Raw genomic sequence first — 25,958 nt, forward strand, 5'->3', positions numbered from 1 at the left:
ACCTATGAATCATCCCATTTTCTTTGGTCAGCGATATGGCGATATACTGTCCGGCAGGCTTGTGAGGGCCAGGGAAAGGTGCTATACTGACCCTAAGAACAAATGAAGGAGGAAACGGTTCCATGAAAATTTTAGTAACGGGCTTTGAGCCCTTCGGTGGAGAGACCATCAATCCAGCCCAGCAGATCGTGGAAAGCCTGCCGGAAACCATTTCCGGTGCTCGGGTGGTGAAGAAAATCGTCCCCTGTGTGTTCGGCGAGGCCATTGAAAGGGTGCGCCAGGCCATGGAGCAAGAACGGCCCGATGTGGTGGTGTGCATCGGCCAGTCAGGGGGACGGCAGGCCATCTGCCCCGAACGGGTGGCCATCAATCTGCGGGACGCCCGCATCCCCGACAACAAGGGCAATCAGCCGGTGGATGAGCCGGTATTCTCCCAAGGGGAAAACGCCTATTTTTCCACCCTGCCCATCAAGGCCATGGTGCAGGCCATCCGGCAGGAAGGCATTCCCGCTCAGGTGTCCAACACCGCAGGAACCTATGTGTGCAATGATCTGATGTACGGACTGCTGTATCATATCCACCACAGCTTCCCCACCATCCGGGGTGGCTTTGTCCATGTACCCTACGCCACCTGCCAGGTGGTGGACAAACCGGGTACCCCTTCTCTGTCGGTGCCGGAGATGATAAAAGGCATCACGGCCGCTCTGGGGGTCTGTGTGGAAAACACCCAGGATGTACACACCGCCGAGGGCGCAGAACACTAAGCCTGTCGAAAAAGTGGCTTAGGCCACTTTTTCGAGTTTTTGCAAGGGTCTGGCGGAGTGCCGCCGCTCCCATACTGCGCTCCCGCGCCGGGCCGGTTGTACGCAGAAAAGCAAAGAAAGTATGGCCGTCCGGACACCGGACCAAAGAAAGTATGGCCGTCCGGCCACCGGACCGGCGGGGCGCCCCGCCCTTGAGAAGTGTAAAAAAACCGGCGCACAGGTCGCCGGTTTTTACGAATTGGTGAATGGTAAGGCAAACGGCCTTTTTCGCCATATCGTTTTTTGACAGTTTAAAACCGGGTGGCGGAATTTGTTCCGCCACCCGGTTTTTCTTTTCTCCTTTTATCAATGTCCCATCAGGGCCTGGGTTTCTTCGATCCGGTCAAAGGCCTCTTTCAGCCGGGGGATGCCCTGGGTGCAGGCAATACGCAGGAATCCTTCTCCGGCCTGGCCGAACAGTTCGCCCGGCATGGTGAGCACATGGGCTTTCTCCAGCAAACGCCGCACCGCCTGGAAGCTGGTCAAACCGCTCTCCTTCACCGAAGGGAACAGATAAATGCTCCCCTGGGGTTTGTGCACGCTCATTCCCGGAATTTTCTCGATGCGCCCGGCGGCATATTCCAACCGGCGGCCAAACTCGGCAGCCACCTGGGGAGTGATCTCCTCCGCCTGGCGCAGCGCATAAATGGCGGCCCGCTGAGAGATACTAGGAGCCGTATACATCATAAACCCATTCAGATAGTCCACGGCCTGGATGATTTCCGGCGGTGCTACCAGATTGCCCACCCGCATACCGGTCATAACAAAGTTTTTGGAAAAAGAATTGACGCATACCGTCCGGTGACGCATCCCCTCAATGGTGATCATGGGAGTGAACTGCGCCCCGCCAAAGACGAATCCGGTGTAAATATCGTCGCAAATAGCCAGCAAATTGTGGCGGATACAGATTTCTGCCACCTGCTGAAGGTTCTCTTTGGAATAGACGGCGCCGGTGGGGTTATTGGGGGTATTGATCAGAATCGCCCGGGTCTTGGGGGTGATCAGGCTCTCCAGCCGCTGGGGATTGAGGGCAAAATTTTCATCCCCCCGGGTCTCCAGAAACACCGGCACGCCACCGGCCAGACGCACCTGGTCGGGATACACCATGAAATAGGGGTCCGGAATGATGACCTCGTCCCCAGGATCGATGGTGGCCAAAAGTGCTTCGGTCATACCGATACATCCAGCTGTGGTGACGAACACCTCATTCAAGTTGATGGAAAGGCCATAGGCTCTTTGATAATACCGGCAGATCTCCTGACGCAGCTCTCCATCCCCCATGGGATGGGTGTATTTGGTGTGTCCCCGGCGAGCATCCTCAAAGGCCGGCTCCAGAATTTTTTCTGATGTGAGAAGATCCGGGTCCCCGATGGTCAGATCGATCAGGTCGGAATATTGCTCCGCTCCCTGGGCAAAATTGCTCCCCTCTCCCGAAGGCCGGCACCGGTGGGAAACCCATGTATGCTGCTGCATATGCTTACCCCTTTCTATCCTTTTTCTTTTATCCTACCACATCCCATATCCATGGAAAAGACCGTTTTTCCCTTCCCCCCCCCAAAAAACTTGCGCCTTTCTTTTTGTTCCTTCATAATAACAGCAAAGGAGGAATGCGCAATGTCTCTGCTGGTCATCTGGTGCAGCCCCAACCAAGAAGGGCTCACCGCAAAATGCAAATCCGCTTTGGTGAGCGGCGTTCTGGAATACGGTATGGAGTGCAGCGAGGTGCATCTCAACCGTCTGAACATCGGCCGCTGCCAGGTATGCTCCACCGGCTTCGGCCAGTGTGCCCAAAAAGGCACCTGTGTGCTGGAGGACGACTTCAACCGCCTTTATTCCCTGATGCAGCAATGCGACGCTCTGGCCCTGGTGACGCCGGTCTATTGGCACGATATGGCCGAACCCCTGAAAGCGCTGCTGGATCGGGTGCGTCGGTGCGACTGCAAGGTCAATCACGCCCTGAACGGAAAAAAAGCCATGATCGTGGCCTGTGCCGGAGGTTCCGGCAATGGAGCCATCCGCTGCCTGGGCCTTATGGAAGACACCCTGAAGCATATGGGGATGGATGTACGGGAACGACTGCCTGTCACTCGCTTCTCTTCCGACTATATGCCCAAGGCCATCCAAAGTGCCGCCTGGCATCTGTGTTATGAACTGAACGAAAAGCAGCAATAACCCTTTTCTCTCTGATTTCCTTTATAAAACCAGAGGATTTACCTGTAAATCTATACGCCTTGTCAAACATTGAAAACAAAGGCCCTGCCGAAAAGCCGGCAGGGCTTTTGTTTTTCTTTTTATTGAGGACTGCAAACAATATCCACAAAATTTTGACCGTCTGCTGCTCCGGCTAAAATACAGATAGAGCCATCCTTTCTCACTACAAATCTTGCTGTATGAACTCCATTCATTTGAGAAGGCAATGTCATCAGCTCCTCTTCCCATTCCCCATTCTGCGAAGAAAAGGCCTGGATCGTATCCCCCGCCATCAGATATACCTTGTCTTTTCCTGCGGACAAATGGAAATACAACTCGTCTTGTGTAACTGCAAAAATTTCCTCTCCGGCCGCACTGTCCATCCGATGTAAGGTGGTCTGATTGTGCTCTTCTGTGAGGAAAAAGAGATTCCCTTGCGAATCCATATCAAAATCCATCACGCCAGACCGGCTGTATAACAGCTGGCCCATCTCATCAAAAACCTGAAATGTATTCTGACTGGAGCGCAGCACGATCCGATTTCCCCAAACCTGCATCTGATCCACCGGAAGGAAATATCCCTCTCCTTCCTCTCCCATAATCACCGGCTCTCCCATATCCAGGCCATCCAGCTTTACCGGTTCTCCTTGACGGACTCCCCCCTTGGTGAAACGCTCAATCCAGGCCATGTGATCCTTGGCCCGGGCAAAGAGCACAACCAAATTCCCTTTTTCATCCAAGCACACAGCGGAAGGTCTGGCACTCTCTTCCCAGGTCTGGGACAGATTCAGATTTTCCGGCAGGGTAAACAACACTTCATGGGTATCAAAATCCCAGACCTCATTCCCGACAATGACCATGATCCGATCTTTTTCCATCAGGAAATAATAATCCAACCAGTCATTGGTTTCCCGTTCATGAGAAACCGAAGTATAGGCCATCTGGGAAAGCTCTGGCTTTGGGATGATTCCGCTCTCTGCACTTCCTTCCATGGTGGCCGTGCTTTGAATAGAACTTTCCCGCCACGGTTCCGGCTGAAATACCACCGCATAGGAACAGACAAAAGCGAAAAGGGACGCCAGAGCCAATGCTCTCCCGGCTTTTCTGCCCTTGTTTCCCACCAGGCCGAAATTCAGACCCAATCGAAAACGCTGTATCACTCTATGCCGATAGAACCTGGGCCAAGGTTTTCTTCCTTCTTCTGCTGCTTTTCCCGGCTCAGTGGTCCGGATCGCCCGATAGGTGCGCAGCAGCATTTCATAATAGCTGTCCCGCTCTTCTTCCGGCAATTTTTCCAGCACTTTAAAATCGCACCGCAGCTCCAGCAGCTGATCCAGCTGCCGTTTCAGCAGCCACATCACAGGATTCCACCAAAACACGCAGCAAAACCCATAAAACACCAGCTTGATCCATTGATCCCGGTTACAAAAATGCTGCCATTCATGAAGAAGGATGAGACGCAGGTCCTCTTCCGGCCATCGAACCGGAGGCAAAGCGATGGTGGGGGTGAAAAACCCGCTGATGTATGGTGCTTTGATGTCTCTGGCTATGCAGACATTGCCTTTCCCCCGGGGAATGCAGCGATGAAACAGCTGCATCACTTCTTCCGGCGCTTCCTCCCATGCCCCATTTGTTTCTGGTGCGTTTTCCAGCCCGCAAACAAGCGGCCCAGCAAAAGGAGAATGCCCAGCAGCCACAAAAAAGCCAATCCCTCTCCCAGGGAGAGTTCTCCCCACAGGGGGCGGCTCAGCCAGGCACTGCCTTTTTCCAGTTCCAGCTCCACCGGTCTGGCAAAAGGCATTTCCACCGGCAGCCACATCCGAAGCCCGGCCAAAAGCAGCAGAACACACAATGGCCACAATCCCAGTTTCATGATCCATGTGGTTTGAAAGGACAGCAAAACCAGCAGCAAGGAAAAAATCCCGGAGACCACCAGGGCCGTCAACAGAGAATAGAGCGTCACATTCATTTTCCCCCTCCTCTTTTCTCTTTCAGCATCTGCTCCAACTCTTCCAGAGTATCCTCATCCAGATAGAGCCCTTCCAGCAAATCGCTGAAGAAATTCTTGACGACCTGATTTTTCCCCCTCTCTCCAATTCCCATAGAACGAAGCTGGGAAACGGCATATTGGGATTGGGTAAAGGCCGGAGCAAAGATGCGCCCATAATGGCTCCCTGTTTTTTGGTATCCGGCCACCTGAATGGCCCCCTTCTCCAGCATACTGTTGATCAAAATATGCAGAGAGCTGTCTTTCCACCCTCGCTCCCCGGGATGCTCCAGAATCTCACTCCGGGACAAAGGATGATCCGCACCCCACAAAATATCCATGATCTCCCATTCACTCTGGGTGAGTTTCTTCATAGGATCTCCTCTCTTTCCCATGTATTGTCTTTACTTTATCACCGATCTCAAAGCGTGTCAATATATTTTGCATTACTAATTCTTAATATCACTAATTCTTTTTACTCCTTTTTGAGATTCGCATCAAAGCAAACGGCATCGGCCTGGCCTTTCGACACCCTTTCCGTTGTTCTTTCATATCCTGTTAGAGAAAACATCTGACAGGAGGACGGTTATGCCCTGCATTTATTTAAGTCCCTCCACCCAGGAGGAAAATCGCTATGTCACCGGCGGGACGGAAGAGTACTATATGAACCTTCTGGCCGACGAACTGGTGCCCTATTTGCGTCCCAATACCATCTGCTATACCCGTAACACCCCTGATATGACGGCGGTATCCTCGGTGCGCCAGGCCAATCAGGGAGATTACGACTTTTACCTGGCTCTTCACTCCAATGCCGCTGGCCCATCCAATTCCGGCAAAGTGCGCGGTTCATTGGTTTTCTATTACCCCACCAGCCAAAAAGGACGGCGGGCCGCCGAGATCTTCGCCGGCAATCTGCGGCTGATCTACCCCCAGCCCTCCCTGGTGCGCACCGTTTCCACCACCACTCTCTATGAAGTAGCCCGCTCCAAGGCCCCCGCCAACCTGGTGGAAATCGCCTATCACGACAATCTGGAAGACGCCCAGTGGATCACCGAAAACCTCCCGGCCATCGCCTCCAATCTGGCGGTCTCCCTCACCCAATATTTCAACCTTCCCTTTATTGTCCCCGGCCCGGAATGGTGGGGAACGGTGGCCATTTCCAGCGGCGCTCTCAACATCCGCTCCCGCCCTGATCTCACTTCTTCGGTCATCACCCGGGCCTACAAGGGCGATAAGATCAAAGTACTGGGCCACTGGAACGGCTGGTACAGTGTGGATTACAACGGCACACTGGGATATGCCAGCGCCCGTTACATCCGTTAAGCTATTTTGCAAAAGTCGGCTGCTTATTCCAGCCGACTTTTGTGCATTTTAACCATATGCACTGTGCAAATCTCCAAAAGTGCATTTTCATCGTTTTACCCTATTGACTTTCTAACAAACTGCCGTATAATAAAGACAAGAAGAACGAAAGAGCAAAAGAAAAAAGCAGAAAGGAATGAGACCAATGGTTGAACAACAGAATCAGCGACCGGCTCTCAGTTTCCGTGAAAAGTCTTCGAAACTTGAAACGCTTCGAATTCCCTTTTAACATTCTATTTTTTCACATACCTGTCGCCCGGTTAGGGCCGAAAAGAATTTCTCCAGAAGTGTCTTAGTGATGTAGGAAAATGGTTGAACCACTTCCAAAGAACAGAGCTTTGATTGCGGCCGAGAAAGAAAAACACAGAATCGTGAGGAATGTTTGATAGCGGAACTGAGTACCCCGGAGCAAAACGATGGGTCTTCCCCCCGGATCCATTCCCCAATAGCAAGAAAATGCTTTCTTCTGTACCTTGACAATGGAAACCCTTCCTTTTATATAGGCGGCAAAAGCCGCTGACAAGAAAAAAGAAGCGACACATTGAAAAAGGTTTTTTCGCCGTTCTTCTTTTTACATAGAGCAAATCAGAAAGGACTGGAAAAAAGTGATTTACAATTCCTGAGACCGCTTGTTTGGTAAAACGAACAAGCGGTCTTTTTTGTTGTCTCATGCTTTTTGCTGGACATTTTCCCTCCCAAGGGATACAATATCCCTATATCACTCAGGAGGGCTCTCATGAATCAAGCTGATTTTGATGATTTTTTTGCCATACTCAAGCCGGTAGTGGATCAGGGCCGCAGTGAGGACTTTTTCCGCCGCCACCCCCTGGAACAGCTGGATCTGACCCAGCAGCAAGCGGTACGGCTTTTAAAATATCTGGACGCAGGCAAGTTCGCCTCCCTTTGCAAACGCTGTTTTGGTTTTGAGATGGACTATACCCCGGAAAATCTTCTGTATCTGGATATTGTTGTCACCAGTCTGTGCGCTTTGGATTTGGACGAGACCAAACTCACCCGCCTTCTCTATCGGGATGCCAATATGCCCCATGACTGGGACGATGCCGCCATGCAGCTTCTGCTCACCTATACCATTAAAGTGCATCACGATGAGCTGAAAGATCTTCTGAAAAGCGAAGCCTTTGGCCCTCGCCAACTTCTTTCCTATGTAGACGACAAGGTGATCGCCGATTTGATGGAAGGGATCAATGCTTATTTGTGCGAGACCTACCTGAACGGTTTTTCCGGCCACTGGCGCTGCGACGCCCTGCGGGACGGCCGCGCCGACGCTTTGGGAATCGATACCTTGGAGCACGGCTATGTGTCCTTCCTGGATGCTGTCTATCGTCGGTTCTATGAAGAAGATCTGCCGCTGTGTTATGTGTTCTGTGCCCTTTGCGGGCTGGATTACAGCGAAATGCCCCAAATTCTAGGTGCGAAATACCAGAATACTTCTGAAGAAGCAAAACAATAAAAAAGCCCAGATTTCGAACCAATGAACTGCACCCCATTTGTTAGACAGTATGGTATACTGTCTAACATGTGGGGTGTTTTGCTATGCCAAAAGGAGTACCAAACAAACGATATACGCCGGAGTTCAAGAGAATGGTTGTAGAAACCATGAAAAAAGGACATCTGAGTATCTATGCAGCGATGCAGGAATTTGGAATTAACGACCATAAAATTATAGAGCGTTGGGAACGCATTTATTTGGAAGAAGGGCCGGAAGGTTTGTCGGTTGAGCGACGGGGCCGCAGCAGCACTGGTCGGCCAAAGAAGCTGCCAAAAGAGGTGGAAGAAGATCTGCTGGCAGAAGTTCAGCGACTGCGTGCGGAGAACGATTACCTAAAAAATTTGCAAGCCTTGGTTTTGGAAGACGAGCGACGCCAGCGCAGAAAACGCAGGTAGTTCAAAAGCTGAGGCAAAGACATTCTCTGGATATTCTTCTCTCAATCGCTCAACTGCCCCGTGCATCTTTCTACTATCATTTGAAGCAGATGCAGAAAGAAGACAAATATGCATCTGTTAAGGAAGAAATCACAACGATTTACCACGAAAACAGGGGCCGGCACGGCTATCGCCGGATCACGGCAGAACTGCGTAACCGTAAGCTGCCCTTAAATCACAAGACGGTCCAGCGGCTTATGAAAGAGTTGGGCTTAGTTTGCCGTGTCAGGATGAAGAAGTATCGCTCTTATAAGGGAGAAGTGGGCAAAATTGCGCCAAATCTGTTGAACCGGGACTTCCATGCGGACAGGCCGAACCAGAAGTGGGTCACGGATGTGACGGAAGATCAGTTCCAGTTCTTCCAGAGTGTATTCCCGCTGGGGCAAAACCAGCCGCAGGGTGCGGTCAAACAGCCCCAGAGTGAGGGGTGTTGCAAGCACGGGAGAACGGAGCAGAAGGATCTCCCGGCGGCAGCCGCTGCGGATCTGGCGTTCCGCGCCAAGCGCATCGTGGAGGTCTACGGTGAGCGGGAGCAGTCCCCGGAGGAATGTTTGCGGGATAAGGACAAGCGCCGGGCTGCCTATCATCGCTTTTACACCAACATGAAGTGGGGCCACATCCAGAACTACCACCTGACGCTGGACAGCGGCGTCATCGGCATCGACAAGTGCGAGGACATCATTGCGGGGCTGTATTGAAAGCTTTCTGAAAAAGGGCAGAGTCCGCGCAGGCAAAACGAACACAAAAAGCACATTTCTGACAAGTTTGGATGGTGGAAGCTTTCCTTTTTGTGCGGTATAATGATGGCACAGACAAGGAGGTGGTCAATATGCTGGCAGAGAACTTGGCGCTCCTGCGAAATATCCGCGGCATGACGCAGGAGGAGGTGGCGGAGGTCATCGGCATCTCGCGCCAGTCCTACTCCAAGTGGGAGCAGGGCGAAACGATCCCCGACATTGAAAAATGCGACCGATTGGCAAAATTCTACGGGGTCTCCATCGATGCCCTCGTCCATCAGGATGAAGAGGTCGGCAAAGCACGGGTGGCGCCCGCCCCGATGGGCAAGCACCTGTGGGGAACGGTGGCGATGGGCGCCAAGGGACAAATCGTCATCCCCAAGGCGGCGCGGGATACATTTCGCTTAAGCGAAGGCGACCGCCTGGTCGTCCTCGGCGACGAGGAGCAGGGCATCGCGCTCATCAAGGCGGAGACCTTTGAGGAGCGGATGCAGACGGCTCTGCGTGCAGGTCAGAGATCCAACGAATAAAAGAAGGTGCGATCATGAAATGTCCCGAATGCGGAAAGGAAATGCGGGAGGGATACCTCTTTTGCAGCAAGGACGGCGCGTTCAGCTTTGCAAATGAGGTGCCGGGCGTATTTGAGAATGCGAAGAATGCCGATGGCTTTGTGAAGATCACAGACCTCAAGGCAAGCCACCGGACGAGAGTTCCGGCGTCCATCTGCGAGGAATGCAGGACGGTCATACTCAAGTATTGAGTGAAGCTGCCGCTTCCAACCGGAAAAAGTCCCCAAGCCGTTGCGTTGTGAACTGCACCCCACATGTTAGATAGTATATCATACTGTCTAACATGTGGGGTGTTTTGCTATGCCAAAAGGAGTACCAAACAAACGATATACGCCGGAATTCAAAAAACTGGTGATTGAAACCATGCAGAAAGAGAAATTGAGTTACAGCGAAACCTGCCGTAGATTTGAGGTAAACAGCAGAGATCGAATCAAATCATGGGAGCGAATCTACCTGGAGGAAGGGCCGGAAGGCTTGTCGGTTGAGCGACGGGGCCGCAGCAGTAAGGGTCGTCCGCCAAAGCAGTTGCCGAAGCAGGTGGAAGAAGATCTGCTGGCAGAAGTCCAGCGGTTGCGTGCGGAGAATGACTACCTAAAAAATTTGCAAGCCTTGGTTTTGGAAGACGAGCGACGCCAGCACAAAAAACGCTGGTAGTTCAGAAGCTAAGGCAAAAACACGCACTCAGTATTCTTCTCTCAATCGCTCAACTGCCCCGTGCATCTTTCTACTATCATTTGAAGCAGATGCAGAAAGAAGACAAATATGCATCTGTTAAGGAAGAAATCACAACGATTTACCACGAAAACAGGGGCCGGTACGGCTATCGCCGGATCACGGCAGAACTTCGCAAGCGTAAATTCTCTGTGAACCACAAGACTGTCCAGCGGCTTATGAAAGAGTTGGGCTTAGTTTGCCGTGTCAAGATGAAGAAGTATCGCTCTTATAAGGGAGAAGTGGGCAAAATTGCGCCAAATCTGTTGAACCGGGACTTCCATGCGGACAGGCCGAACCAGAAGTGGGTCACCGATGTGACGGAGTTCAGCCTGTTCGGAGAAAAGCTCTATCTGTCCCCGATTCTCGATTTGCACAGCAGCGATCTGGTCAGCTACACAATTTCAGACCGTCCGGTACTGAGCATGGTAACCACCATGCTGGACGAGGCGTTTGCAAAGATCCCGACCGGAACAAACCTGATTCTCCATTCTGACCAGGGCTGGCAGTACCAACATAAACAGTATCAACGGATGCTCCGAGAGAAAGGCATCCGCCAGAGCATGAGCCGCAAGGGAAACTGTCTGGACAATGCTGTGATAGAAAATTTCTTCGGGCTGCTCAAAAGTGAGCTGCTGTATTTGCAGGAGTTCCGCTCCATGGAACACTTCAAACTGGAACTGATCGAATATCTAGATTACTACAATAACCGCAGGATCAAGGCAAAGCGAAAGGGCTTACCGCCTGCAATTCACAGACAGCAAGCCCTTTCGGCTGCTTGAACAATTTTTACTTCAGAATATTGTCTAACTTTTTGGGGGCACTTCATAAACGAAACCTGGGTGTTTTTTATCTTCTTTTTTGGGAAGGAAGCAGATCCAGCAGCACACGCAAGCCGGCAAACAACACCCCGGCCACCGGCCAGATGATCCAGGTGCTTCCCCACCGGCCAGTGACAAAGCTCCAGGCCAGGTAAATCGCGGTAACAATGGTCCAATAAAACCCCGAGATACTTTCCATTGTCCGGTTCTTCTCCTTTTCCTCCGGCTGAAAATCCCCTTGCTGGAGAAGTTTTTCCATGCTGGCCCAGCGAACACCGGGCACCAGGAAAAACATCACACCAATATCCACCAGCAGAAGGGTAACAGCCAGCAAAACTATCATATAAAATTGATTTTTTAACAGCGCCCCCAGAAATAAAGGAATGGGCGAAAGGATGCAGATACAGGCGCCGATCACATTGCACCGGGCATAGGTGGTCTTATATTCCTTCTGCCGCTGCTGCACCATTCCCCGCACGCCATACTCCGTCTCAAAAAATTCCTTGTCCAAAAATTCATAGGACCTGTTTTCAAAACCACAAAAGATAAATATGGCCACTGCGGCCGCTACCATCATCAGAAGGATCATCAATCCTCCCACTCCGGCCAACTCTTCGGAAATACCCGTAGGGCTGTATTCCGCCCAGGCCGCCAACAGCAGCAGAGGAACCACCGCCAGAATGCAGAGGAACACCCCTGCTGCGATCCGAATGGAGGCCCGCTCCCGCCATGCCAGGAATTCATTGGCCTCTGCCAATGTGACCCGCCGTACCAAAGTCTCCACCACTGTACCAGTAGTTTCTTCGCTCTCCCATTCATCTTTCAGCAAATAGTCCAATGTCACTCCAAACAGTTCCCCCAGCTGCAAAATCTTTTCCATGCTGGGAATCGTCTGAGCTCCCTCCCATTTGGCCACGGCCTGCCGGGATACATTCATCTTTTCTGCCAGCTCTTCCTGAGACCAACCGTTCTTTTTCCGCAATCGAATGATCTTATCCGCCAATATCATCTCTTTTCCTCCCTTGGTGGATTCTGTCCCCATTATACTATGAAAACCGGTTTCTTGCCAGCAAAAGCGGGGTGGAAATCTGTCAACCAGCGGTTGCAACCAGTGGTTTTCCCCTCCTCTTTACTTTAGTATAAAACTATGATAAAATATTTTTAATAAAACCCACCTGCGGATTCTAAGGAGGTATGGCTATGAAACGGCTCTCTTTGCTTCTGACCTGGATCTTTCTCATGCCCTTCTTGCTCTTCCCCGCCCGGGCCAACATGGCCGCTCCTCAGAAAGAGGATGTGGGCTCTTCCATCACCTTTGAAAAAAATCAGCAGCTGGCGGTTTTGTCCCAGGTACTGGACATTCAGGTGCAGGGTTCCCAGGCCACCATCACGGCCTGCTATACCATGAAAAACACCACCCAGGAAGAGGTAACCACCGAAACCATGTTTCTCTCTCCCAATGTGGAAGAAAGCGGCACCCGGGTCACGGTAGGCGGCCAGGAAGTTCCCTTCTCTATAGAGCGTTATGGCATCAGTTATGACACTCGCATCACCACCCAGGACTGGCGCTATGCTGTCCTCTCCCCTGGCGATGAAGAAAACAGTGCCCCAGGAGAACAGGTGGACAGCATCACTTTTGAAATGACCTTCGCACCGGAAGAAGAATACGATGTGGTTGTTTCTTATGTTTACCGCCTGGGCGGCTATCCCGATCTGGATTACAACACCAAGTATGGCCGCATCCGCTACTATCTGGCCCCGGCGGCCATGTGGAAGGATTTTGGGAACCTCACCATCCATTTGCAGCTGGATGAAGCCCTTCCCGTACTGAAAGAAAGCAACCTGGACTTTGAAAAGGTGGGAAAGCGGGAGTATCAATACACCTCCTCTACCCTTCCGGAAGAGAATCTGGAAATTACCATTGACGAAAGCTGGTTCCAGACCATTTTCAGCACCTTTCGCAATCCTTATCTGCTCATGATGCTGCTGATGTTCTCCCCATTTCTTTTGATACTGCTGCTGGCGATCCTGCTTTTCCTCTGGCGCCGCCGGAAAAAGAAAAATAAGCAAGCATAAAAACAGCCTGACCCTCAAAGTGGGTCAGGCTTTCAGACTGTCGAAAAACCTATATAACGAAAAGGGTCGTCCGCCCTACCCCTATCAATCCGCAAAAAGCCGCGACCTGTGCGTGGCTTTTTGCACTTCTCAAGGGCGGGGCGCCCCGCTGGCAAACATTCTTTGCCCGGGTCAACACAACCGGCCAAGGCAAAGAAAGGAACGGGTCCAGCGTCACGCTGGGCGGCTCGCCGCCAGCCCCTTGCAAAAACTCGAAAAAGTGGCCTAAGCCACTTTTTCGACACGCTCAAAGCCTGACCCTCAAAGTGGGTCAGGCTGTTTTGTTAACCTTTCAGGCCCCGCTCCTGCCGGTCCATATCTTCCACCACAATATCGAAGATCTCTCCCAGCCCGGCGCAATACTCCAGCACCTTCCAGGGGATATTGGTATGAAAATGGATCTTGATCAGGTTTTCGTCTCCTACGGCCAGCAGACAATCCCCGGGGATGCTCTCTGTGATGTACTGGTGAATGGCATCCTCCGAAAGGTTCTCCCCTTCGATGAGCAGCTGTGTATCGTAACGATATTCCAGCATATGTTTCCTCCTAGTCTTCCAGCTTATAGATGCTGTCGTCGTTTTCCACCCACTCCCACACCGGCACGGCCCGGATGTGTTTTTCCTTATCCCTGGTGACCACCATTTCGATTCCCGCATTGATGATCAGCCGGCGGCACATGGCGCAGGATTCGGGATAATCGATCATCTCTCCTGTCTTCATATCCCGGCCGGCCAGGTACAATGTGGCGCCGATCATATCACTGCGCTGAGCAGAAATGATGGCGTTGGCCTCGGCGTGAACCGAACGGCACAGCTCATACCGCTGCCCTGAGGGAATATTCAGATGTTCCCGCATGCAAAAGTTCATATCAGCACAATTTTTCCGTCCCCGGGGGGCGCCAGTGTAACCGGTGGCCACGATCTCATCGTTTTTCACGATAATGGCCCCGTAATTCCGCCGCAAACAGGTGCCCCGTTCCAGCACGCTTTCGGCGATATCCAAATAATAATTCCGTTTATCGATCCGCTCCATCCCGCAGCCTCTTTTCTCTTTTTCTAATTTTGCTCCTGCAGCTGTCCTTCTTCCATCCGCAGCCGCCGCCCAGCCATAGCTGCTACCTGGGCATCGTGGGTGATGAGGACGATGGTGTGTCCATTTTGGTTCATCCGGCGCAAAAGCTCCATCACCTGCCGCCCCGAAGGTGGGTCCAGATTTCCTGTAGGCTCATCCGCCAGAATCAATGGTGGATGGGCGGCAATGGCCCGGGCGATGGCCACCCGCTGCTGTTGGCCGCCGGAAAGCTCCCAGGGCCGGTGATGGGCCCGGCGGGAAAGTCCCACCTGCTCCAGGGCCAGCCGGGAAAGCTCCCGCCGCTTTTCCCCTTCCATCCCCCGGAACACCAAGGGCAGTTCCACATTTTCCTGGGCGGTGAGGGAGGACACCAGATTGAAGCTTTGAAACACAAAGCCGATTTCCCGGTTGCGCAAAACGGCTTTCTCCCGACCGGACAATCGTCCCACCGGCACGCCGTCCAGCAAATACTCCCCTTGGGTGGGGTCGTCCAGACAGCCCAGAATATTCATCAATGTGGTTTTGCCGCTGCCCGAAGGACCGATGACCGCCACAAATTCTCCCGTGTCCACCTGCAGCTCCACATCCCGCAGCGCGTCCACCTGCAGATGGCCTTTGCCATAGGTCTTGGTCACATGATGCAAAGTGAGCATATGGCTTTTCTTCCTCCTATTATAAGCGCCCGCCTGTTCAAATTCAATCTTCTCTTTAGCTTTTCCCGCTTTCCCCCTTTCTATGCTGCAAAAAAGCTCCGGGCGGCGAGCCGCCGCTCCCGTTCCCCTCTTTGCCCTGGGTGGTTGTATACACCCAGGCAAAGAAAGTTTGCCTGCCAGGCACTGGGCCGCCCTTTGCCCTCCCAAAGTGGCTTTCACCACTTTGGGAGGCACGCTCAAAGCTCCGGGCCATAGGCCCGGAGCTTTTCTTTTAATGATCGGACTTCAGCCCGGCCCCGCACATGGTGATCAGGCAATCTTCCAGGGTGTTTCCCCTGTCCTGCTGGGCCGCATAGGCGGCGATGCTGTTGCCTGCGTTGCCGCTGCTGTCCTGCACCACCTGCTTCACTCCCAGCTCTTTGCAGTGGGCCATGAGCACAGCGGCCCCTCGGTCCTTATAAGACAATCTTCAAAAGCACATTTTGATTTAGGGAGATCACAGGTGTCATCCCCTCCCCCAGAGAGACCTGTCTCCAAGCCTCCCCGGACAGCGCCATGAACTTGCGATATCGGAAGATGCTCCACTCATCCCTGTCGATATCTTCCGGAGAGAACCGTGGCGGCACAAAATCCAGGTCCCACAAGCCGCCGCATTCGCACTTGGGCTGCATGGTGCAGGTGCTCACTCTTTTCCCGCATTCGGAACAGACAAAATCCATTGTTCATCCTCCCTTTCACCAAACCATTCCGGCCGTTCTCCTTTCACAATATAAAACCTGCCCTCTCTTTTCAAGGAAAATCCCCGGATCGAGGAATAAAGTCAATATGGGCCCAGGAGATTTCCCGAGCCCATTGTTTTTATCCGGCTTTCCGCACAGAAGGAGCCTCCAAAACATCCATCAATTTTCCCAGATCCATTCCCGCCTGCAAACGGGCCATGTTCCGACGCATCTCTTCCAAGGCTCCCTTTTGACACAAGGCATCCTCGATGAGCCAGGACATGGCCTTGGGGTTTTCCGGAAGCACCAAACCGATTTTTTCTTCCTTCAAAAAAGCGCCGTTTTCCTTTTCCTGTTCCAAGGTGGGATGGAAAGCAAACAAAGGCACCTGATCCGCGATGGCCTCAAACAAAGTGAGTCCGCCGGGCTTGGAGAGCATCAGGCTGGCCCGGCGCAGATACTTGTCCACCTGATTGGTGAATCCCAATACCTCCACCTGGGGATGCACTCCCTGAAGTTTTGCGTAAAGCTCTTTGTTTTTCCCGGTGATGACGGTCACATGCACTCCAGGAAGCCGGGCCAGATTCCGATAAAATTCCGGATCTTCCGGCATCAGACCCAGGCCGCCGCCCATGACTAGCACTTCTTTCTCCCGTTTTTCCTCTTTTCCGGCGGGATGGAACGCGGGCCGCACCGGAATACCGGTGACCAGCACCCGCTGGGGATCGATGCCCTTTTTCACCAGTTCCCGGAAGGTCTTTTGGGATGGCACACAGTACAGATCCACATGGGGAGCGATCCATTCGCTGTGGCAGCGGATGTCGGTGACGCAGCTGATCAGCTGAAATTCTCCCTGTTTCCCTTTGTATTCCGAAGCCAGACGAGTGCAAAGCGGCAAGGTGGAAAGAACAACCTGGGGCTTTGTTTCCTTCACCAGACGATGCAGGGCTTTGAGGAATTTGCCCTGGGCCGGCACGGGCATGGCCGGGCCTTCCCGATCCAACGAACGGTACAAGCGATTGAACACCGGCCCGCCGTGACGGGCTACCATGGCAAACATCTTATAGATCCCCCGGCTTTTTCCCGGGAAAGTCTCTTCCACCAGATCGGCCACCCGGACCTGGGCCTGAGGGAACGCCGAACGAATATGCTCTTCCAGCGCCAACGCAGCGCTCTGATGCCCCATACCAAATTTTCCTGTCAAAATCAAAATGTTCATTCTTTGTTCCCTCCCTGTGTTTTTTAGTATAACGACTTCTTCTTACAGCTCCCTTACGGGAATTCTTACAACTTTCTTAAACCCATATCAGATGTTTTCCTGCCGCAAACCGTCGATGATATTCTGTTTGCGCACCTTCCGGCTGCCATAGAGCATGGTAATGCCCACCACCAGGTAAACCGCGGCCACCGCAATGACTACGCTTCCCCAGGGAACAAAAAATCCAAATCCGAAGTTCCGGTCCACCGTGCGGTACAGCAGCACCATCACCAAAAAGCTAAGGGGCAAACCGTAAAACAACGCCTTGAGCCCATAGAACAGGGATTCATATTTCATCATCTGACGGAAGGCCTGGGGCGTCATGCCTACACTTTTCAGCATGGCAAACTCCCGTTTGCGCAAAGCGATGCTGGTGGAGATGGTATTGAAAATATTGGCCACGCTGATCAGGGCCAGCAGCACCACAAATCCATAAGTGAACACCTGGAGAATGATGGTCAGACTCTCGCTGGCCTGGCGCTGTTCTGCCATGTTGCTGATAAAGATCCCGCTCTGGGTGCTGTCCGCCACCTGCTCCTCCAGGCTTTCGGCCAAAGCATCCGGGTCCTGGCTGGTAAAGAACATCTGTGTGCTGACGCTGTACCCCACCTCTCCGCCTGTGGAGACCAGCTCCTGCATCAGGCCTTCCAGGGCCTCTTCTTTCATCACCAGCACCATGGCCAGGGGATCTTCCAGATATTCCGGCATTCCCTGAGGCATCACATCGGTGGTGGCGGCAATGGTAATATTCCGGGATGCCTCCGCTTCTGCATTTCCCTGGCTGTCATAACCTGTGATTTGCTCTGCCGTTACCTGGTCGCCCGCTTCCAGATGGAAAGCCTGGTATTTTTCAAACTGGTAGCCTTTCCGCTGCTGAACGGTATTCACCAGCACGGCCCCTTGGCCCAGGTCCCCCTGAACTCCGGCCTTTTCCAGATAAGCCTCCATGGTTTTGTCGTCCAGCGCCATGAGATACAGCCCTGTCACAAAACTTTTTTCCTTTTCCATCCCTTCGGGAAGCCGGTTCAGCGTTTCCTCTGTCAGCTGCTCTTTCGTCAAAGCGATGCGGACATTTTCCGGCCTTTGGCTCATGGAGGCATCATCGGCCAGCCCATCCTGGGCCAGCTGCCCGAAGAGCTGTTTTTGCGCCTGGATCTCTTCCGGCGTATCCCCATAGGCGGAGACATACACATCGTAATTCACTCCGCTGAGGGTCATGGAATAGGCCTTCTGCAAATAGGCGGAAAAGCTGGAAGCCGTGAGGAAGAGCACCACGCTGATCACCAGGGAAAAGACGGTGGCCCGGTAGCGTCCCCGGTTGCGCTTTAAGTTTTTCAGCCCCAGATCGGCAGGGAAACCGAAGATCCAGCGAGTGAGCGGAGATGTGCGTACCGCCCGCTGGCGCAGTTTGATGTCTCCCGTCTGCCGGATGGCCTCAATGGCCGAAATGCGGGAGGCCCGCCGGGCGGGAATATAAGCGGAAATAAAGATGGTCAGGGCGGAAAGCGCCACGGCCAGCGCCATGGAAGCACAACTGATGGTCACGCGAAGATCGGCTTCCATCCCGAAGGACTCCCGCATCATAGGACTGATGCAGGAAAAGGTGATGCCGATGCCCAGAATGCCTCCCAACAGTCCCACAGGAATGGCTACGGCCCCCAACACAGCTCCTTCAAAAAAGACGCTGGCGCTTTTCTGCTGCCGGGTGGCCCCCACGCTGGAGAGCATCCCCAGATACCGGCTGCGCTCGGAAAGAGAGATGGCAAAGGCATTGTAGATCAAAGACACCGATCCGATCATGATGATGACCACCACAATGGCGATGAGGATATACAAAGTATTCATGGTGGCGCCATCATTGACCACGCCCATGGTGCGCAGCAAGGCATTGTTGAAATACACCTGGCCCTGGCTGTCCAGTCCCGCTTCCTCGCCGGTGTCCTTGGCCTGCTGGAAAATGTCCGCCGTCACCTGTCTGACCTTCATCTGCATGGTCAAAGGCTCCTGTTCCGGCTGCAAAAGGCCATAGATTTCATAGCCTGCGGCGTTCCGGTTCAGTCCCAGCTGGGAAAAAGTACCCACAATGGTAAAGGACAAGGCCTCTCCGTTTTTTTCAAAAACCTCTTCCTGGTTCAGCCGGCCCTGATCTTCATATTCCACCGGCATACCGCTTTGAATCCCCGTCCGTTTGCCCTGGGGCAGACGGATGGTGTCGCCGATTTTATACTGTTCATTGTCCTGGAGGAAGGAATCCAGTACGATCACTTCCCCTTCTTTTTCCGGCATACGCCCTTCTTCCAGCTTCATGGGCAAAATAGAAAAGCCGTTTTCATCGTAATTCTGCCAATAGAGATAGGGCCTGGACTCCCTCCCCGGGTCGGGCAGGGCCAGATACCCCACATTGTAATGGCATCCTGCCAAAGCATTGTCCGGGGACTTTTCCAGCTGATCGGCCTGCTCCCGGGTGATGTTCACATATTTCACCTGCCAGTCTCCGGTGCGGGCCAGGGTATCCCGACGGGCCAGATCCATAAAGGAGCCGGTGAAGGTGGAAACGGCCGTGAGCATGGCCACCGAAATGACGATCCCCAGCACTGTCACCAGTGTCCGCCGTTTGTTCAGCAGCATATGGCGCAAAGTGAGTTTTTGAATCACATTCATTGCATTTTCACCTCATCCCTGGAGATCCGGCCATCTTCAATGGAAATGATCCGATCGGCCTGGAGGGCAATGCGTTCATCGTGGGTGATGACGATCAATGTCTGCTGGTATTCTTTGTGGAACATCTTCAGAAGCCCGATGATCTCGGCGCTGTTTTTGCTGTCCAGGTTACCGGTGGGCTCGTCGGCCAGCACAATGGCCGGGTTGTTGATCAGCGCCCGTCCGATGGACACCCGCTGCTGCTGGCCGCCGGACAGCTGATTGGGCAGATGCCGCAGCCGGTTTTGCAGCCCCAAGCTTTGCACCAGCTCCGAAAGGCGTTTTTCATCCACCTTGTGTCCATCCAGAAGCAGCGGCAAGGTCATGTTCTCCTCCACATTGAGCACGGGGATCAGATTGTAAAACTGATAGATCAGCCCGATCTGCCGCCGGCGGAACACCGCCAGTTTGCTTTCATTCAGCCGGTAAATATCGGTATTCTCCACATAGACCTTTCCCCCGGAAGGCCGGTCCACTCCCCCTAAAATATGAAGCAAGGTGGATTTTCCCGAACCGGAGGGGCCGATGATGGCCACAAACTCCCCCTTGTTCACCGAAAAGCTCACATCGTTCAAGGCGCACACCTGGGTCTCCCCTTTGCCATACACCTTGGAAAGATGTTCTACGCGCAAAATTTCCATGTCGCGTCCTCCCTATCTGTACTAATATGATGAGTACAGTATATCCCCTGCAAGTGACATTGCAGTGACTTTTTTTGTGACAATTTCGTCACAAAAAAGCCGGGGAGTTTTCCCCGGCTCAAACGATCATACTGCTTCCTGGTGATAAAACCGAATGACAAAATGTCCCCCCGGCCCGGGCAGAGCCGTGATATCCCCGTTCTGTCCATTGAGAAAACTGCGGGTCATGGCCAGGCCGATGCCTACGCTGTCGGCGGCAGCATTCTGCCCCCGGTAAAACCGCTGGAACACATAGGGCACTTCCGACCGAGGGATGCCCTCCCCGGAGTCCAGGATCACCAGCTGGGTATACAGGGGATTGTCCTGCACCTGTACCTGGATCTGTCCCCCTTCCGGCGTATGCTCCATGCAGTTTTTCAGCACATTCAAAAAGGCCTCCACCGTCCACTGACGGTCGCAGAAAAGCTGGGTGCTGGCATCCCCTGTGATCTTCACATCAATCCCCTTGATCTCCAGCGGAATCTGGATTGGCTCTAACGCCTGACGCAGCAAACTTCCCACCGCCTCCGGCTTTTTCTGGAACCGGATGGCTCCGCCATCCACCTTGGCCAGCTTGAGCAAGGAGGACACCAACCACTGGGTCCGCTGGAGCTGGGAGCCGATGCTGCGGGCAAATTCCTGCCGCTTCTCTTTTTCCAGCTCCTCCTGGCGCAGAAGATCGGTCATCATCAGCATGGAGGTGATGGGGGTTTTCAGCTGGTGAGAGATGTTGGAAATGGCATCGGAAAGCGCCTGCCGCTCCCGGTGGATGATGTCCCTCTGTTCCGACAGCCGCAGCACCACTTTATAGATCTCGGTGCGCAGAAGGCCCATTTCCCCTTCTTTGTGATCCTGGATATCCAGGGAAAAGTCTCCGGTCGCCACCTGCTGGAGATAGTCGTTCAGCTGGGCAATCTGCCGGTAGCGCAGGCGCTGAAAACCCATGGAAATGGCGATAAGCAGCAAAAACCCAAACAAAAAGGCGGGCACTGCCTGGGGGGCCCACAAAGAGACCAGACCGCTGACCACTCCCGCCACCAGGGCCTGGGCCAAAAAATAATAAAAGAGTTCCCGGTTGCGTATCACGCCTTCTCCCCCCGTTCCAGCTTATAGCCCACGCCTCGCACCGTTTTAATGATCTGGGGCGCCTGGGGGTTGTCCTCTAGCTTTTCCCGCAGCCTTTTGATATAGACCGTCAGGGTGTTGTCATTGACAAAATCCCCTGCCACATCCCAGATGCCCTCCAGCAGCTGAGAACGGGTGAGCACCTGGCCGGGATGGTTGAGAAAGGTGAGCAGCAGCCGGTATTCCAGCGCCGTGAGAAAAACCTCTTCCCCGCGCTTCCACACCCGGGCCTCCTGGGTATTCACCGTCAGGGAGCCAATGGTCAGCTGATGGAGATTTTCCCCGCCTCGGCGGGCCCGCCGCAGCACCGAACGAATCCGGCTGAGCAGCTCCCTCACTCGGAAGGGCTTTGTGATGTAATCGTCGGCTCCCATATCCAGCCCCATCACCACATTAACCTCATCGTCCATGGCCGTGAGGAAGATCACCGGCGTGTCTCCCAGCTCCTTCACCCGGCGGCACACATCATAACCGCTGCCTCCCGGTAGTGTCAGATCCAGCAGACACAGATCGAATGTTTGCTCCTCCAAAACCTTCAGGGCCGATGGGCGATCCTCCTGCACCGTCACCTGATACCCTTCCTGTTCCAAGGAATAGGTCAGCCCCATCACAATGGCTCTGTCATCCTCCACCAGCAAAATATGCTCCATATCCCTGTGGCTCCTCCCGTTTTCTTTCCTCCATTATACCCGTTTTTTCTCTCTATGGGGTGACATTTTTGTCAGATTCCCCAAGGAGCAAATGCATACCGGTATTTTTTTGTTTTACCCCTTGTTTCACTGGAATTTTTGCGGTACAATGGCCCAAACTTTCAAAGAAGGTGTTTGCTTTATGGCAAAGAAAAAAAGAACCCTTCCCCCTTTCGCCGCCATGACCGTGGGAACGCTTCTGGTATCTCTGGGCGTCTATTTCTTCAAATTCCCCAACAACTTTTCCTTTGGCGGCGTTACCGGCCTGGCTGTTGTAGTGGCTCCCTACCTGCCCATCAGCGCCAGTGATTTCACCTTTATCGCCAATGTGCTGCTGCTTTTGCTGGGCTTTGTCTTTTTGGGACGGGGCTTTGGCGTCAAAACCATTTACACCAGTTTGCTTATGAGCATATCCCTCACTCTGCTGGAACGAATCTTTCCCCTCTCTGCACCTCTCACCAGCGAACCGGTGCTGGAACTGGGCTTTGCCATTGCCTTGCCCGCTGTGGGCGCTGCCCTTTTGTTCTCTGTGGGCGCTTCCGGCGGCGGAACCGATGTGATCGCCATGATCCTGAAAAAATACACCAGCATTGACATCGGCCAGGCCCTGTTTTTCTCCGACCTGCTCTTTGTTTTGATGGGCGGCCTGCTCTTCGGAGTGGAGACCTTCCTCTTCTCCTTTGCCGGTCTTCTGATCAAGGCCCTTCTGATCGACAATGTGATCGCCTCTATGAACCAGGTCAAGTGGCTCCAGGTGATCTGCTCCCACCCGGAAGAGATCTGCCGTTTCATCACAAAGGACCTGAAACGCAGCGCCACCTTGTCCTCCGGCACCGGCGCCTTTACCGGCGAAGAGCGTTCCATTCTCTTTACTGCCATGACCCCTCGGGAGGCCCGCCACCTGCAGCAGTTCATTGCTGATGCAGACCCATCGGCCTTTGTGATAATCTCCACCACCCATGAGATCATGGGCCGGGGATTCTAGCTTCTTTTCTTCTATTGCGACATATAAAAACAGCCATCGACCGTTGTCGATGACTGTTGAGCGTGTCGAAAAAGTGGCCTAAGCCACTTTTTCGACAGTCTGAAAGCTCTCCCACACAATGGGAGAGCTTCTTGTTATTTTGTTATATCAAAAGTTCTTAGTTTTTCGGGTCCTCGCGCATGGCCAGGATGGTTTTTTCGATCAGTTCATCCAAAGTCCAGCCCAGACGGTCGGCGCCCTGCTGGATCACTTCCCGGGAGCAACCGGCGGCAAACTTCTTGTCCTTGAACTTTTTCTTGGCCGAAGGCAGCTCCAGGTCGGAAACGCTTTTGGAGGGGCGCATCCGGGCTGCAGCTCCCAAAAGGCCGGTGAGCTCGTCCACGGCAAAAAGCACTTTCTCCATCTCATGTTCCGGCTCGATCTCGCTGCACAGGCCATAGCCATGGCTGGCCACGGCGTGGATCATCTTTTCATCCAGCCCGGCTTCCTGCATCAGCTCCCGGCACTTGTGGCAGTGCTCTTGCGGCCACTGTTCAAAATCCAGGTCGTGGAGAAGGCCCACAATGCCCCAGAATTCCTCTTCGTCTCCGTATCCCAACTCCCGGGCAAAATATCGCATGCAGCCTTCCACCACTTCTCCATGGCGGAGATGGAAAGGCTCCTGATTGTATTTGCACAGCAGCGCCCAGGCTTCGTCTCTGGTGATCATCCTTTGTCATCCTTTCTTTTTCCGGTCTGTACTTTTAAGGATAGCATAGCCTGATTCTCTCTGCAACTGTTCCTTTTTTTCATTTGGAATTGACAAAAAGACCTCCGCCCATCATAATGTACACATTCTGTAAAAACAGGGGGATCGATTATGGAACAAAACAACAAGCGATATGGCCTTTTCACGGCCATTACCATGATCATCGGCATCTGCATCGGCTCAGGCATCTTTTTCAAAAGCGACAATGTGCTGGTGGCCACCGGCGGCAGCGTGGCTCTGGGCACTTTTGTCTTTGCTCTGTCCGCCATTGCCATTGTTTTCGGAGGCCTGGCCATGGGCCAGCTGGCCTCTCTCACCGACAAGCCCGGCGGCATCTTCACCTATTTTGAGCAGTTCGCCGATCCTCGCTGGGCCTGCGCCTTCGGTTGGTTCCAGGTCTTTGTCTACTACCCGGCCATCACCATTGTGGTCAGCTGGGTGGTGGGGATCTATGGTTCCATCCTCTTCAATATCCAGGCCAGCCTGGAAGAGCAGATCCTCATCGGTCTTGTGTTCTGCGCCCTTTGCTTCCTCTACAATGTGCTGTGGGCCAAGCTGGGCGGCTTTTTCCAAAATTTCTCCACCGTCGTCAAACTGATCCCTCTGGCTCTGCTGGGCATCGCCGGGATTCTCTGGGGCGATCCTGTCAGCGGCTTGCAGAATCTATCCTCCTCGTCTCTTTCCGGCATTGGCTGGTTGGCTGCCGTAGGTCCCATCGCCTATTCCTATGACGGCTGGGTGGTGTCCACCTCCATCTCCCACGAGGTGAAAAGCGCCCGGCGGAACCTTCCCATTGCACTGACGGTGGCCCCCCTGATCATTCTGCTCATCTATGTCACCTATTTTGTGGGCATCACCTGCTATGTGGGACCGGAGCAGGTCATGGCCCTGGGCGATGCCCATGTGACAGAGGCAGCGGCCAGCCTGTTTGACGACACCTTCGCCAAAGCCATCACGGTGTTTGTGGTGGTTTCGGTGATGGGCACTGTCAACGGCCTGGTGATGGGCTACATCCGTATGCCCTATTCCCTCTCCCTGCGCCAGGGGATGATGCCCTTTTCCTCCACCCTTTCCCGCGTCCATCCCAAACTGGGCATCCCGGTACATTCTGCGGTGTTCTCCTTTGTCATCTGCTTTATCTGGATGGCTCTCCACTATCTGGCCACCCGTTTCAATCTACTTCCCAACAGCGATGTGTCGGAAATCGCCATCGCCATCAGCTATCTGTTCTACCCGGTACTCTATTTTGCCATCTACCGCCTTTATAAAAAAGGGCAGATCAAAAGCCGATGGCAAGGTGTGGGAATCCCTGTGCTGGCCTTCTGCGGCTCTCTGATCATTCTGTCGGGTGCCGTGCAGAACAAGCTCTTTCCCCTTTATCTGGCCCTGTGCGCTGTGGTGGCCCTTCTGTCTCAGGTCTACTGCCGCAAACGCCTGCCTTAAAAGAAGAAGAAAACCGGACGCGATTGTGAACTGCACCCCATTTGTTAGACAGTATGATATACTATCTAACAGATGGGGTGATTTATTATGTCAAGAGGAAAACCAAACAAACGATACACGCCGGAATTCAAGAAGCTGGTCGTAGAAACTATGCAGCAGGAGAAACTGAGCTATCGAGAAACGGCTCGACAGTTTGAAATCAGCGATCATCACAGACTACAAGACTGGGAACGAATCTATCTGACCGAAGGTCCGGAAGGGTTCGCCATCGAACGGCGCGGCCGCGAAAGTAAAGGCCGTCCGCCAAAGCATCTGCCAAAGGATGTAGAAGAAGATCTGCTGGCAGAGGTTCAGCGACTGCGTGCAGAGGTAGACTACCTAAAAAATTTGAAAGCCTTGGTTTTGGAAGAGGAGCGGCGCCAGCACAAAAAACGCTGGTAGTTCAGAAGCTAAGGCAAAAACACGCACTCAGCATCCTGCTCTCAATCGCTCAACTGCCCCGTGCAACTTTCTACTATCATTTGAAGCAGATGCAGAAAGCAGACAAATACGCCTCTATCAAAGAAGAAATCGCAGCAATTTACCACGAAAACAAGGGAAGATACGGCTATCGCCGGATTACGGCAGAGATTCGAAAGCGTAAATGCT

At 53.2% G+C, this 25,958-nt stretch carries 31 protein-coding genes; 15 read left to right on the forward strand and 16 right to left on the reverse strand.

The window, feature by feature from the left end; genetic code table 11:
• The first annotated feature begins 122 nt into the window (after nt 1–122).
• The gene (gene pcp, locus KQI26_RS05750; protein ID WP_216503648.1) at nt 123–764 is read left to right on the forward strand and encodes a pyroglutamyl-peptidase I; all 642 of its coding nucleotides are present in this window, start codon (nt 123–125) and stop codon (nt 762–764) included.
• A 345-nt stretch (nt 765–1,109) separates the two neighbouring features.
• On the opposite strand, the gene KQI26_RS05755 is transcribed toward pcp, so the two are convergent.
• Nucleotides 1,110–2,276 carry an aminotransferase class I/II-fold pyridoxal phosphate-dependent enzyme gene (locus tag KQI26_RS05755; RefSeq protein WP_216503649.1) on the reverse strand — a complete coding sequence of 389 codons (1,167 nt, stop codon included), beginning with the start codon at nt 2,274–2,276 and terminating at the stop codon, nt 1,110–1,112.
• 141 nt (nt 2,277–2,417) lie between these two features.
• Between KQI26_RS05755 and KQI26_RS05760 the strand changes: the two genes are divergently transcribed.
• Nucleotides 2,418–2,975 carry a flavodoxin family protein gene (locus KQI26_RS05760; RefSeq protein ID WP_216503650.1) on the forward strand — a complete coding sequence of 186 codons (558 nt, stop codon included), beginning with the start codon at nt 2,418–2,420 and terminating at the stop codon, nt 2,973–2,975.
• Between the two features lie 119 nt (nt 2,976–3,094).
• Here the strand turns inward: KQI26_RS05760 and KQI26_RS05765 are convergent, their stop codons facing one another.
• Genes KQI26_RS05765 through KQI26_RS05775 form a run of 3 tightly spaced genes read right to left on the reverse strand, consistent with a single transcriptional unit; the run spans nt 3,095 to nt 5,354 of the window.
• On the reverse strand, nt 3,095–4,591 hold the full coding sequence (locus tag KQI26_RS05765; RefSeq protein WP_253292703.1) for a M56 family metallopeptidase: 1,497 nt from the start codon (nt 4,589–4,591) through the stop codon (nt 3,095–3,097).
• Nucleotides 4,591–4,962 carry a hypothetical protein gene (locus KQI26_RS05770; RefSeq protein ID WP_216503652.1) on the reverse strand — a complete coding sequence of 124 codons (372 nt, stop codon included), beginning with the start codon at nt 4,960–4,962 and terminating at the stop codon, nt 4,591–4,593. Before KQI26_RS05770 ends, KQI26_RS05765 begins: the two co-directional genes overlap by 1 nt.
• A complete protein-coding gene (locus KQI26_RS05775; RefSeq protein WP_216503653.1) occupies nt 4,959–5,354 on the reverse strand; it encodes a BlaI/MecI/CopY family transcriptional regulator in 396 nt (131 codons plus the stop codon). The genes KQI26_RS05770 and KQI26_RS05775 overlap by 4 nt, the downstream gene beginning before the upstream one ends.
• Nucleotides 5,355–5,568: 214 nt before the next feature.
• On the opposite strand from KQI26_RS05775, the gene KQI26_RS05780 reads away from it, so the two are divergent.
• The 8 genes from KQI26_RS05780 (at nt 5,569) to KQI26_RS05815 (ending at nt 11,085) form a co-directional block, all read left to right on the forward strand.
• Nucleotides 5,569–6,303 carry an SH3 domain-containing protein gene (locus KQI26_RS05780; protein WP_118748018.1) on the forward strand — a complete coding sequence of 245 codons (735 nt, stop codon included), beginning with the start codon at nt 5,569–5,571 and terminating at the stop codon, nt 6,301–6,303.
• A gap of 775 nt (nt 6,304–7,078) precedes the next feature.
• On the forward strand, nt 7,079–7,813 hold the full coding sequence (locus tag KQI26_RS05785) for a hypothetical protein (protein WP_216503654.1): 735 nt from the start codon (nt 7,079–7,081) through the stop codon (nt 7,811–7,813).
• 83 nt (nt 7,814–7,896) lie between these two features.
• A complete protein-coding gene (locus KQI26_RS05790; RefSeq protein ID WP_216503655.1) occupies nt 7,897–8,247 on the forward strand; it encodes a helix-turn-helix domain-containing protein in 351 nt (116 codons plus the stop codon).
• An 89-nt stretch (nt 8,248–8,336) separates the two neighbouring features.
• Nucleotides 8,337–8,984 (forward strand): IS3 family transposase, encoded by a 648-nt coding sequence (locus tag KQI26_RS05795; protein WP_216503656.1) that lies wholly within the window; start codon nt 8,337–8,339, stop codon nt 8,982–8,984.
• A gap of 131 nt (nt 8,985–9,115) precedes the next feature.
• Nucleotides 9,116–9,553, forward strand: coding sequence for a helix-turn-helix domain-containing protein (locus KQI26_RS05800; RefSeq protein ID WP_216503657.1), 438 nt, complete (start codon nt 9,116–9,118; stop codon nt 9,551–9,553).
• 14 nt (nt 9,554–9,567) lie between these two features.
• Nucleotides 9,568–9,783: a PF20097 family protein gene (locus KQI26_RS05805; protein WP_216503658.1), complete on the forward strand. Its 216-nt coding sequence runs from the start codon at nt 9,568–9,570 to the stop codon at nt 9,781–9,783.
• 109 nt (nt 9,784–9,892) lie between these two features.
• Entirely contained in the window at nt 9,893–10,246 is a 354-nt protein-coding gene (locus KQI26_RS05810; protein ID WP_216503659.1) for a helix-turn-helix domain-containing protein, read from the forward strand.
• Nucleotides 10,240–11,085, forward strand: coding sequence for an IS3 family transposase (locus KQI26_RS05815; protein ID WP_216503677.1), 846 nt, complete (start codon nt 10,240–10,242; stop codon nt 11,083–11,085). The genes KQI26_RS05810 and KQI26_RS05815 overlap by 7 nt, the downstream gene beginning before the upstream one ends.
• 67 nt (nt 11,086–11,152) lie before the next feature.
• Here the strand turns inward: KQI26_RS05815 and KQI26_RS05820 are convergent, their stop codons facing one another.
• Nucleotides 11,153–12,133 (reverse strand): helix-turn-helix domain-containing protein, encoded by a 981-nt coding sequence (locus KQI26_RS05820; protein ID WP_216503660.1) that lies wholly within the window; start codon nt 12,131–12,133, stop codon nt 11,153–11,155.
• 191 nt (nt 12,134–12,324) lie between these two features.
• On the opposite strand from KQI26_RS05820, the gene KQI26_RS05825 reads away from it, so the two are divergent.
• The gene (locus KQI26_RS05825; RefSeq protein WP_216503661.1) at nt 12,325–13,200 is read left to right on the forward strand and encodes a hypothetical protein; all 876 of its coding nucleotides are present in this window, start codon (nt 12,325–12,327) and stop codon (nt 13,198–13,200) included.
• A gap of 323 nt (nt 13,201–13,523) precedes the next feature.
• On the opposite strand, the gene KQI26_RS05830 is transcribed toward KQI26_RS05825, so the two are convergent.
• The 10 genes from KQI26_RS05830 to KQI26_RS05875 all read right to left on the reverse strand — a co-directional run bounded on the left by KQI26_RS05830 (nt 13,524) and on the right by KQI26_RS05875 (nt 22,095).
• Entirely contained in the window at nt 13,524–13,775 is a 252-nt protein-coding gene (locus KQI26_RS05830) for a kinase to dihydroxyacetone kinase (protein WP_118746510.1), read from the reverse strand.
• Nucleotides 13,776–13,785: 10 nt separating this feature from the next.
• Entirely contained in the window at nt 13,786–14,271 is a 486-nt protein-coding gene (locus KQI26_RS05835; protein ID WP_118425715.1) for a deaminase, read from the reverse strand.
• 23 nt (nt 14,272–14,294) lie between these two features.
• Nucleotides 14,295–14,963: an ABC transporter ATP-binding protein gene (locus KQI26_RS05840; protein ID WP_118746511.1), complete on the reverse strand. Its 669-nt coding sequence runs from the start codon at nt 14,961–14,963 to the stop codon at nt 14,295–14,297.
• A 271-nt stretch (nt 14,964–15,234) separates the two neighbouring features.
• Nucleotides 15,235–15,429: a pyridoxal-phosphate dependent enzyme gene (locus tag KQI26_RS05845; RefSeq protein WP_216503662.1), complete on the reverse strand. Its 195-nt coding sequence runs from the start codon at nt 15,427–15,429 to the stop codon at nt 15,235–15,237.
• Nucleotides 15,419–15,682, reverse strand: coding sequence for a hypothetical protein (locus tag KQI26_RS05850; protein WP_216503663.1), 264 nt, complete (start codon nt 15,680–15,682; stop codon nt 15,419–15,421). The genes KQI26_RS05845 and KQI26_RS05850 overlap by 11 nt, the downstream gene beginning before the upstream one ends.
• Before the next feature lie 139 nt (nt 15,683–15,821).
• Nucleotides 15,822–16,901 carry a glycosyltransferase gene (locus KQI26_RS05855; RefSeq protein WP_216503664.1) on the reverse strand — a complete coding sequence of 360 codons (1,080 nt, stop codon included), beginning with the start codon at nt 16,899–16,901 and terminating at the stop codon, nt 15,822–15,824.
• Between the two features lie 87 nt (nt 16,902–16,988).
• Nucleotides 16,989–19,601: an FtsX-like permease family protein gene (locus KQI26_RS05860; protein WP_216503665.1), complete on the reverse strand. Its 2,613-nt coding sequence runs from the start codon at nt 19,599–19,601 to the stop codon at nt 16,989–16,991.
• Complete coding sequence (locus KQI26_RS05865) at nt 19,598–20,281, reverse strand: ABC transporter ATP-binding protein (RefSeq protein WP_118746515.1); 684 nt, start codon at nt 20,279–20,281, stop codon at nt 19,598–19,600. The genes KQI26_RS05860 and KQI26_RS05865 overlap by 4 nt, the downstream gene beginning before the upstream one ends.
• A 126-nt stretch (nt 20,282–20,407) precedes the next feature.
• Nucleotides 20,408–21,406 (reverse strand): HAMP domain-containing sensor histidine kinase, encoded by a 999-nt coding sequence (locus KQI26_RS15290; protein WP_216503666.1) that lies wholly within the window; start codon nt 21,404–21,406, stop codon nt 20,408–20,410.
• On the reverse strand, nt 21,403–22,095 hold the full coding sequence (locus tag KQI26_RS05875; RefSeq protein ID WP_216503667.1) for a response regulator transcription factor: 693 nt from the start codon (nt 22,093–22,095) through the stop codon (nt 21,403–21,405). Before KQI26_RS05875 ends, KQI26_RS15290 begins: the two co-directional genes overlap by 4 nt.
• A gap of 181 nt (nt 22,096–22,276) precedes the next feature.
• On the opposite strand from KQI26_RS05875, the gene KQI26_RS05880 reads away from it, so the two are divergent.
• Nucleotides 22,277–23,119, forward strand: coding sequence for a YitT family protein (locus tag KQI26_RS05880; protein WP_216503668.1), 843 nt, complete (start codon nt 22,277–22,279; stop codon nt 23,117–23,119).
• A gap of 157 nt (nt 23,120–23,276) precedes the next feature.
• Here the strand turns inward: KQI26_RS05880 and KQI26_RS05885 are convergent, their stop codons facing one another.
• A complete protein-coding gene (locus KQI26_RS05885) occupies nt 23,277–23,828 on the reverse strand; it encodes a hydrolase (RefSeq protein WP_216503669.1) in 552 nt (183 codons plus the stop codon).
• A gap of 150 nt (nt 23,829–23,978) precedes the next feature.
• On the opposite strand from KQI26_RS05885, the gene KQI26_RS05890 reads away from it, so the two are divergent.
• The 3 genes from KQI26_RS05890 to KQI26_RS15705 all read left to right on the forward strand — a co-directional run.
• Nucleotides 23,979–25,310, forward strand: a complete 1,332-nt coding sequence (locus tag KQI26_RS05890) for an APC family permease (RefSeq protein ID WP_216503670.1) — start codon at nt 23,979–23,981, stop codon at nt 25,308–25,310.
• Nucleotides 25,311–25,397: 87 nt separating this feature from the next.
• The gene (locus KQI26_RS05895; RefSeq protein WP_216503671.1) at nt 25,398–25,751 is read left to right on the forward strand and encodes a transposase; all 354 of its coding nucleotides are present in this window, start codon (nt 25,398–25,400) and stop codon (nt 25,749–25,751) included.
• Nucleotides 25,752–25,840: 89 nt separating this feature from the next.
• Nucleotides 25,841–25,958: IS3 family transposase (locus KQI26_RS15705; RefSeq protein WP_216503377.1), on the forward strand; the 118-nt coding region annotated here is incomplete at its 3' end.

Source organism: Intestinimonas sp. MSJ-38, assembly GCF_018917925.1.
Lineage (GTDB): Bacteria > Bacillota > Clostridia > Oscillospirales > Butyricicoccaceae > Pseudobutyricicoccus.